The following is an 8,614-nucleotide window of genomic DNA, read 5'->3' as shown; positions in this document are numbered from 1 at the left end:
GCCTCCCTTCCTTCTACTTGGTGCCGGCGCGGACCTTGCGTCGCACCTGGCGCATACCGGCCGCCACACGTCCGTCCGCCCGCTGGTCCACGTAGGCGGGGAACGCCGTACCGTCTTCGAGGACCAGATAGAGCCGCTGCCCGGAGGCGAGCGCACCGCCGTGGGCCTGCGCGGTGGTGGTGTAGGAGGCGGGTGAGACGCTCGGCGCCTCGGGCACGGCGGCGTCCGCGAGGCGCGCGGCGGCCGCCGTGACCTTGGCCGTGGTGTCGTCCATGCCGGCGACCACGCCCAGAGCCGTGTTCGCGCCGACGGGCATGAGGGCCTTGGCCGGGCTGTGGATGCCGAGCTTGTGCTTGATGCTCTTGACCAGGGTGTCGCCCAGCTTGTTCATCTCCGCCTGCAGTTCCTTTTCCTGGGACTGCAGGCCGGTGAGAAATCCCTTGGACGCGTTCTTGCCGGCGTCGAACATGGCGTCGGCCATGGTGTTGCCGTACGACGTCGACAGCTTGGCGCCGGACTTGGCCAGCTGGTTGAGCTGGGCGATCTGGGCCTTGCTCGCGCCGGCCACGACTCCGGCGAGCGCGCTGTCCGGGCCCATCGCCACGAGCTGGCTGATGAGGTCCTGCGATAGGCCCCGCTTGGACAGGCCGGTGATGGTCGACTGGAAGGCTTTCACGGTGGCCTGCCGGTCCTGCAGGCCGGTGATGAGCTGGGCCGCCGAGGTGGCGTCGGTCAGATTGGACAGGCCGAGGAAGTCCGACGCTGTCTTCTTCTGGTCCGTGGCCGCCTGCTTGGCTGCTGCCAGTTTCGACTGCACCGAGTCCCGCTGCTTGGCCAGGCTCTGGAGCTTGGCCGAGGCCTGCGAGGAGGACGTAGCCAGCGCCTTGCCGGCGCCGCCGGCCGCCTTGAGGTCCTTGGTCAGCTCATCGAACGCCTTCTTGATGTCCGCCGCGCTGGCCGTGAGGACCTTGCTCACCGAGGACAGGTCACCGGGCACCTGCTTGCGGGCCGCCGCCGAGGTGCCCTTGGCGTACCCGCCGACATCGCCCATGGAGAGCGCGGCGCGCAGGGAGTCCTGGTGGTCGAGGACGGTCTCCCCGCCGCCGAACAGGACCAGCTCGGGCCCGCGTTCGCCGACCCATGCCCAGCCGCGGCGGGCGCCCTTGGTGCCGGTCGCGTAGCCGTGGCCCTGGCCGAGGGCGGACAGGGACGGGCCGTACCGGTGCTTGGCGTAGTTCAGCGCGGCCAGGAGGTTGTCGTAGCCGTTGAAGATGTCGTCGTGACCAGGGAACTTGTACGCGTTGAACGTCGCCGAGATGGTCTGCATGAGGCCCTTGGCGAGGTCCCCGGTCTTCGTGTTGATGTCGGTGTAGCCGTGCTGCACGGCCTTGGGGTTGCCGCCGGACTCCGTGGCGATCTGCCGGAGCACCTTGGCGACCATGGCCGCCGACGTCGACAGCCCGTTCGCCGCGAGCGCCTTGATCACGTACGGCCGCCACCGGGACACCCCGGAACCGCCGATGTTGGGCAGGCTCTTGGAGACCTGCTTGTCCGCCTCCTTGCTGTAGCCGAAGATCGCGTTGATCGCCCTGTCGGGCAGGCCCTTGACGGCCTTGCCCCAGCCCGTGTTGAGCCCGGGGATGCGGGAGAGCAGCGGGTCCACGACCGCCTTCACGCCCGCGCGCGCGGACGCCTCGAGGCCGTCCTTGATCCACCCGGCGACGTGCTTGACCGCCGACCAGGCCTTGGAGCCGAAGCCCTTGACCGCGGATGCTGCGGACCCTACCCAGCCGAACAGGCCGCCGCCGTCCTTGAAGCCGGGCAGCGGCCCGGACCCGCCGGCCGCCGCCCACTTCCGCAGGGCCATGACCGCGCCGTGCCCGCCGGCACCGCGGACCTCCTTGGCCGTCCAGACGTGCTCGTTCTTGCTGAGCCAGGCCGGGATGTCGTCGGAGGTCTCGGTGCCGGCACCGAACACCGGGCCGCCGCGGGCGAACTTGTAGGTGGACAACTTCGGGGCGCCAAAGGCGGAGGCGACCTTGTTCCAGACCGCGACGATGCCGTGGTTGTAGACGGTGTCGATGATGAACGACACCGGCTTCTTGGCGATCGCAGAGACCTTCGACCAGGCGGTGCCGATGGCGTCCTTCGCTGCGCCGAACGCGTCTCCGGTCTTGCCGATCGCCGAACGCAGGGCGGACAGCACGGGTGCGATCCCGTTGTGGTAGACGCCGGAGATCACCGAGCGGACGCCGTTGATCGCTGGCGTCACGGCGTTCGTCCAGAGCCACTTGGCCCAGCCGCCGACCGTGCGCAGCCCGGTGGTGAACCACCCGAAGATGACCTTGACACCAGTCCACATGAGGCCGAAGCCAGCGACCACCCAGCCGACGACGGGCGAGATGGCGTTCGTCCAGAGCCACGTCGCCCAGCCGCCGACGGTGCGCAGCCCGGTAGTGAACCACCCGAAGATGACGCTGACTCCGGCCCAGAGCAGCAGGAAGCCGGCGGTGATCCACCCGACGACGGGGGAGATCGCGTTCGTCCAGAGCCACGTCGCCCAGCCGCCGACGGTGCGCAGCCCGGTCATGAGCCAGCCGAAGACGATGCTCACCCCGGCCCACAGCAGCAGGGCCCCGGCGGTGATCAAGCCGATCACCGGGGAGATCGCGTTCGTCCAGAGCCAGGAGAAGATCGCTCCGAGTGCTTTGACCGCGAGGACGATCGGCGCGATCACGACGACGACCAGGAACGTCAGGAGGATGCGCGCTGCCGTGCTGATGAACGAGAACACGGGCGAGATCACGGAGGACCAGAGCCACTGGAAGGCGGATCCGATGGCGGACAGCGCCGTCATCAGCCCGGCGAACGTGGGCTTGAGGACCGAGTTCCAGACGTACAGGGCTGCGGTCTGGATGCCGGCCCAGGCGGCCTGGACGATCGCCCGGAACGTTTCGCTGCGCTGGTAGGCGACAACGAGGGCAGCAGCCAGGGCGACGATTGCCGTGATCACGAGGATCACGGGGTTGGCTTCCATTACCGCGTTGAAGGCGGCCTGCGCGATCGTCGCGCCGCGCTGGACGACGGTCCAGGCGAGGATGGCCCCGCGGTAGATGGAGAACACCGCGGTGACGGCTGCGGTGGCGATCTGCTGCGCGAGGATGGCCGCGGTGAAGCCGGCCACGGCGATGCCGATGGGGATGAGCCAGGTGCCCATGTCTCGCAGCCAGTTGACCACCGCGGTGCCGGCGGACCACAGGTCCTTGAGGACGACGATGACCGTGCCGCCGACGACGGTGGCCACGCTCACCAGAGGTGGCAGGACGGTGCGGTTCAGGAGGCTTCCGGCCTTGCCGAGGACGGGCAGGACCTGGCCGCCCAGGATGTTGACGAAGGCCTGCCGCACCGACCGTGTGAAGGTGGTGATCTCGTAGGCGGGGCCGGACCGGATGTCCCGGCCGAGTTGCTTCGCGGAGCCGTCCACCTTGCCCATGGCCGAGACGGCCTTGGACGGATCCAAGCTGAAGAGGGCCTTCCCCAGGTCCTCTGCTTGGGTTCCGAACAGGTCGACCGCAAGCTGGGATTGCTTGACCGGGTCCTTGACCTTGCGGAGGCGGTCCAGGACCGTATCGAGGCCCTTGCGGGCGGAGTCGCCGCCCTTGCCGATCTGCTCGGCCATGCCCTTGGCGGACAGACCCAGGCCCTTGAAACCGGCGATCGTTGTGGCGCTGCCGTCGACGGCCCGGATCGAGAACTCCTTGAGGGCGTCGGCGAGGATGTCCGTGTCTCGGGCGCCGCCCTGGATGCCCTGCCGGAACAGGCCGAGCGTGGTCTTGCTGTCGAGGCCCAGCTTGCGCAGCTGGACCGGGTACTCCTGGAACGTCTCGAGGAGGTCCTCGGCGTTCGGGCCGAGCGTCTGGAAGCCCTTGGCGATGACGTCCAGGGCGGTCTTGGCGTCCGGCGCGAGGTGGTTCTTCAGCTGGGCTGCCACCGCCTGCGACTGCAGGCCCAGGTCCGTGCCGAACGTCTTAGAGACGTCGGCCATCTCGGTGGCGATCTCGCGCAGCTGCGCCTTGGTCGCGTCCGGTGGGACGAGGCCGCCCTGCAGCGTGGCCTTGACCGCCTCTGCGGCGGTCTCCAGGTCATCGGTGACGCCCTTGGCATACAGGGAGCCTGCGACCTGACCGTACCGTGCTGCCTGCTTGGCGGTGGCGCCGAGCTGGGCCTTGAGCTGTCCGGCGATGTTGGACTGCTCCATCGCCTGGTTGAAGGCCTCGGTGAACTGCTCGCCCAACTTCTCGGCGACGGCTTCCACACCGAGCGCGGCGAGGACGCCCTCGAACGCGTCGCGGAAGCCTCCGCCGCTCTGCTCGCCGGCGCGCTGGCCAGCGTCGGCGGCGGGGCCGATGAGCTGGCGGCGCAGCTCATCGGAGATGCCCCGCACCGAGGGGATGACCTGCAGCGTGGCGTAGCCGACATTGGGCACGGGACACCCCCTGTTCAGTTGTTGAGCTAGGTGAGCTCCCCGCGGGCCAGGGCCCGGCGCCGTTCGGCGGCCCGGCCGAGCGCGGCCTTGCGCTTGGCGATCCGCTCGGGGCTGTTCTTGTCGCGGCCGCGGCCCACGCCGGGGCGGACCATCGGTTTGGGCGGCTTGGACTGCTTGCCGGGCTTCACGCCCTCGTTGGCGCGCTGCCAGTTGGCGATGCGCAGTTCGTCAACGGTGAGGGCCTGCAGGTGCTCCTGCAGGCCCCACAGGCCATCCGAGTTGCCCATCGCGATGCGCGTGCGGGCGGTCGGCGGGAACTGGCGGACCAGGACGCCCAGTTCCCGCCACGTCAGCCGGGGCCGGCCGTCCGGCCCCCGGGCGAACAGGTCGCTGAGGCGGACACCGTAGTGCTCGCGCAGGTCGGCCTCTACGGCCTCGCCGTGCTCCCTCAGGAGTCGGACGAGGCCTGCGATTCCCCCTCAGCTGCACCGCAGTGCTCGCGGTAGGCCTTGAACAGCGCCTTGAGCTTGTACTGGGGAAGCCGGGTGGCGCGAAAGGCCTTCCAGTCGTCCTCGCTCATCGCGGCCTGGAACACCCCGGTCATGGCAGAGATGTCGCCGCCCTCGGCGGCCTCCATCAGTTCCCAGACGTCCAGGTCCTGCATGTGCGTCATGGAGAAGCGACGGTTGGGGTCGTCCTTGGTCCTCCACAGGAAGCGGAACGGGGACAGATCGACCTCGGCCTGGACGGCGTTGAGGTTGAAGTCGAACGGCTGGTCGTCCGGCGCGGTGCTCTTGGTCGCGGTTCGGGTGGTCATGGGGTTACTCGCTTTCGCTGTTGCTGGTTGGCGGCTTGAGGACCTGGACGCTGTCGGCGAGGAGCGTGAGCCGGACAGTGCCGGAGCCGTCCACGGCCAGGCCGATCTCCATCGGTGCTCTGGCTACGAGCCACGGGAACGGCTTGCCGTCCACGGTGATCTCGGTGCCGCGTACGGTGATCTCCCTGGCCCGGACGGGCTCGGCCGGCTGCGCTGGCGCCTTGGCGGCGCGGCGCTCCTCGAGGAGTGCCGCGGCCACGCGCGAGCGCTGCTCGCGTGGGAGTTCCTCGCCCTCGGTGATGACGCCGAGCTGCACGGCCTTGGCGTGCAGCTCGCTGTCGCTGAACTGCTGCAGAGGCATGGGCCTCCTTGAGGGTGCGCGGTTCGGTGGGTGGGTGGAGCACCGGGGCGCGGTCCGAACCGCGACGAACGCCCGCGCCCCGGTGGCCTGGGGTCAGCTGACGGTGACCGCGCAGGTGTCCGTCTGGCCCTGATAGGTGGCCGTGACGGTCGCGGTGCCGGCGGCGATGCCGGTAACGAACCCCGCGCTGACGGTGGCCTTGGTGGCGTCCGAGGACGTCCAGGTCGCCTCGGCGGTGACGTCGGCCGTGGACGAGTCGGAGTAGGTGGCGGTCGCGGCCAGGGCCTCGATGTTCCCGGCGGTGACGGCCAGAGTGGCCGGCGTGACAGAGATGGACTGCAGGACCGGAGTCTCCTGCAGATCGAACAGGTCGCCGTCCGAGGTCGGGAAGATCGTGCAGGCGATCGTCGCCGACTCGAGGTCGGTCTCGTTCTCGCCGTGGTCGCCGTCCAGCGCACACTCGGCGTACAGGCTCGTGGCGAGCCGACGCTTCTTGATGCCTTCGCGGGTCTCGAACGCCACCTTGACCCGGGCCGGGCGCGGCACCTTGATCTTGGTGGCGGTGGAGCCGGGCCAGACCAGCTGGCGCGTCACGTCGTTGTCCTCGAGGGCCGTGAAGGACTTGGTGAGCTTGAAGTGCTGGCGGCTGGTCCGCACGAGGATGCCGCCCCAGGCGAACTTGTCGTCGGTGTCCTCGTCGCGGGACTCCGGGAAGCCGTCGTCGCCGTCCAGCAGACCGACCAGCTCCCAGTCGGGCCCGAACGGCTCGTCGGCGTTGGCGGGCAGGGTCGCGTTGAGGTTGAAGGACACGTACACGTCAGCGTCGGTCCACAGGTTTGCCTTTGTCGGGTCGCCGGCCACGGCGCCCTCCTTCCAGGTAGCAGATGCAGGGAGCCGCGGTTCGGGAGGTCCGCGCGTCAGGCCAGCCGGGGCCGGACGTTGGCGAGCACGGTGAACGTGGACAGCGGCCAGCCGGAGACGTCGTCCACGGCAGGGAGCGGCCCGGTGCCCGGGCGTACGCCGCGGATGACGTCGCCGGAGTGGACGATGAGCAGGCCCTGGCAGAGCATCGCCAGGTCGTGCGCCTGGTCGTCGTCCTCGTGCCAGCACGTCACCCGAAGCGTGACGCGCGCGTTGGCCATGGACGGGTGCGGCAGGTCGGCGTCCTTGCGGACCATGACGTACCGCAGCGGCGTCTCGGGGGCGCGGCTGCCGGGCACTCGGGTGCCCACGGTGACGCCGGCCGCGAAGTCTTCCGGCCGCCCGGCCAGCGCGGTGCGCAGGACGTCGGCGGCCGCCGCCTGGGCGTCATCGAAGACAGTCAGCGGCTTCACTGCTGCCACGCCTTGACCTCGAGGCCGACCTCGCCGGCGGCTCGGGTGAGGATGCCGTCGCGGGCCTGCCAGGACATGGCCCGGACGTCTTCGACGGTGACCGAGGCGGCGCCTCGGTCGGTGGTGTAGGCGTGCACGGAGACGACCGTGCCCTGGGGGACGTGCGGCCGGACGTGCGCGGCGATGGCCCCCGCCAGGCCGTTGACGGTGCGGCTGAGTTCCTCGCTCTTGAGGACCTGGCGGACGCCACGGCTGTCCAGTCGGAAGGATTGCAGCATCGGGCTCCCCTCCTATCCGGTGGCGCGGGTCATGGTGAACTCGATGTGGTGCGGCTTGCCGGTGATCGGGTCGGACCACTCGGCTACCTCGCCCTGCACCTCGAGCGTCATGCCGCGCCACTCGAGGCGGTCCGCGGCCGTGATGTCCGGGCGGGTCCCCTCGGCGGACTGCACACGCCAGCCGGTGACGACCGCCGTGCGGGTGGCATCCTGGTTCTCGGTCTGGCTGGCCGGCTGAATGTTCAGCTGGTCGACGGTCAGCCGGTCGACGGCCCCGGCAGACCAGTCCGGTACCGGGTTGCCGCCGCGGTCCGTGCGCGTGCCCGCGCGCACGCGCACGAGGGAGTCGAAGAAGAACATCAGGCCTCTCCGCCCGTGCGGACCTTGTACCGGTTGACGGCGGACACCCAGGCCTCGGTCGCGCCGGACGCGGCCTGCGCGCCGAACGTGACGGACTGCCCGCCGACGGCCTTGGACTGCACGCCCACCGGGATCGTCAGGACAGCCTCAGCGCGCTCGAGGACGGCCTCCTGAATGTCCTCGGGCACGTTGGTCAGTCCGTCCCAGCCGTGGGTGTAGACGACCTGCAGGCAGCGCAGCCGGTCGGGCCAGCGCAGGCAGCCGAGGCGGCGCAGCATGCCCGCCTCTGACCAGCTGTAGTCGCTGCCCTCGGTCAGTGCGGTGCCATCGAGGACCACCTGTGTCACGGCGACGGTGGGCCAGACGGGCAGCAACAGCGACTGCCTGCCGTTGCCGTCCAGCGTGACCGTGTCGTCGGTGACGAGGGTGACCCGGTGCCCGACCTGACCGCGGAAGCGGCGTGTTGCCTGGCGCAGGGCGAACAGCAGCTGCGGGTCGTCCGGAGCGCGGCCGACCTTGGCGGCCAGCTCGGTCGGGTCCGCGAGGTAGTCGTCAGCTGCCACCATCGGCCTTGGTAGCCGCGCTCGTGCGGGCCTTGTTCGCCGACGCCGGGCGCCGCTTGGCCGGCGTCTTCTTGGCCGCGGCCGTGGTGTCGGTCTTCGCGTCCTGTGGGTTCTCGGAGCCTGCGTCGGTCTCCTGGCCGTCGTCCGGGCCCGCGCCCTCCTCGTCCGCGCCCTCCTCGTCCGCGCCCTCCTCGTCCGCGCCCTCCTCGCCCGGGCCGTCCTCGGCGGCCGCCGACTCGGCGGCCTGCACCGGCTCGATGGTCGACGCTCCGTCGACCAGATCGTCCGCGCCGACGCCGAGCCGCTTGGCGTCGTCGTCGGACAGCTTCATCACGGTCTCTACGCCACCGCGCACGACCTTGTACTTCTTCAGCGGACCGCTCACCGCGGCCACCTCCTCGATGAGTTGGTCCAC

Annotated in this window: 10 protein-coding genes; all 10 read right to left on the bottom strand. The window is 70.2% G+C overall.

Annotated elements, in window-relative coordinates:
• Positions 1-13 precede the first annotated feature (13 nt).
• The gene (locus OG956_RS20380; RefSeq protein WP_330339419.1) at positions 14-4,486 is read right to left on the bottom strand and encodes a phage tail tape measure protein; all 4,473 of its coding nucleotides are present in this window, start codon (positions 4,484-4,486) and stop codon (positions 14-16) included.
• A 26-nt stretch (positions 4,487-4,512) separates the two neighbouring features.
• The gene (locus OG956_RS20375) at positions 4,513-4,773 is read right to left on the bottom strand and encodes a hypothetical protein (RefSeq protein ID WP_330339418.1); all 261 of its coding nucleotides are present in this window, start codon (positions 4,771-4,773) and stop codon (positions 4,513-4,515) included.
• 161 nt (positions 4,774-4,934) lie between these two features.
• Entirely contained in the window at positions 4,935-5,303 is a 369-nt protein-coding gene (locus OG956_RS20370) for a hypothetical protein (RefSeq protein WP_330339417.1), read from the bottom strand.
• Positions 5,304-5,307: 4 nt separating this feature from the next.
• Positions 5,308-5,664 carry a hypothetical protein gene (locus OG956_RS20365; protein WP_330339416.1) on the bottom strand — a complete coding sequence of 119 codons (357 nt, stop codon included), beginning with the start codon at positions 5,662-5,664 and terminating at the stop codon, positions 5,308-5,310.
• Positions 5,665-5,757: 93 nt separating this feature from the next.
• On the bottom strand, positions 5,758-6,525 hold the full coding sequence (locus OG956_RS20360) for an Ig-like domain-containing protein (protein ID WP_330339415.1): 768 nt from the start codon (positions 6,523-6,525) through the stop codon (positions 5,758-5,760).
• A gap of 56 nt (positions 6,526-6,581) precedes the next feature.
• Complete coding sequence (locus OG956_RS20355) at positions 6,582-7,007, bottom strand: hypothetical protein (RefSeq protein ID WP_330339414.1); 426 nt, start codon at positions 7,005-7,007, stop codon at positions 6,582-6,584.
• Positions 6,995-7,276: a hypothetical protein gene (locus tag OG956_RS20350; RefSeq protein ID WP_330339413.1), complete on the bottom strand. Its 282-nt coding sequence runs from the start codon at positions 7,274-7,276 to the stop codon at positions 6,995-6,997. Before OG956_RS20350 ends, OG956_RS20355 begins: the two co-directional genes overlap by 13 nt.
• A 12-nt stretch (positions 7,277-7,288) precedes the next feature.
• On the bottom strand, positions 7,289-7,636 hold the full coding sequence (locus OG956_RS20345) for a hypothetical protein (RefSeq protein WP_330339412.1): 348 nt from the start codon (positions 7,634-7,636) through the stop codon (positions 7,289-7,291).
• Positions 7,636-8,202 (bottom strand): mobile element protein, encoded by a 567-nt coding sequence (locus OG956_RS20340; protein ID WP_330339411.1) that lies wholly within the window; start codon positions 8,200-8,202, stop codon positions 7,636-7,638. Before OG956_RS20340 ends, OG956_RS20345 begins: the two co-directional genes overlap by 1 nt.
• On the bottom strand, positions 8,189-8,614 hold the full coding sequence (locus tag OG956_RS20335) for a hypothetical protein (protein WP_330339410.1): 426 nt from the start codon (positions 8,612-8,614) through the stop codon (positions 8,189-8,191). Before OG956_RS20335 ends, OG956_RS20340 begins: the two co-directional genes overlap by 14 nt.

Origin of the sequence: Streptomyces sp. NBC_00557, assembly GCF_036345995.1 — a bacterium.
GTDB lineage: Bacteria > Actinomycetota > Actinomycetes > Streptomycetales > Streptomycetaceae > Streptomyces.
This window is presented reverse-complemented; position numbering and strand designations above follow the sequence as displayed.

Bases quoted from the DNA above. Each gene is read 5' to 3' on its own strand.
- OG956_RS20345 (WP_330339412.1), bottom strand. From the start codon at position 7,636: ATGTTCTTCTTCGACTCCCTCGTGCGCGTGCGCGCGGGCACGCGCACG.
- OG956_RS20350 (WP_330339413.1), bottom strand. From the start codon at position 7,276: ATGCTGCAATCCTTCCGACTGGACAGCCGTGGCGTCCGCCAGGTCCTC.
- OG956_RS20365 (WP_330339416.1), bottom strand. From the start codon at position 5,664: ATGCCTCTGCAGCAGTTCAGCGACAGCGAGCTGCACGCCAAGGCCGTG.
- OG956_RS20375 (WP_330339418.1), bottom strand. From the start codon at position 4,773: ATGGGCAACTCGGATGGCCTGTGGGGCCTGCAGGAGCACCTGCAGGCC.
- OG956_RS20370 (WP_330339417.1), bottom strand. From the start codon at position 5,303: ATGACCACCCGAACCGCGACCAAGAGCACCGCGCCGGACGACCAGCCG.
- OG956_RS20340 (WP_330339411.1), bottom strand. From the start codon at position 8,202: ATGGTGGCAGCTGACGACTACCTCGCGGACCCGACCGAGCTGGCCGCC.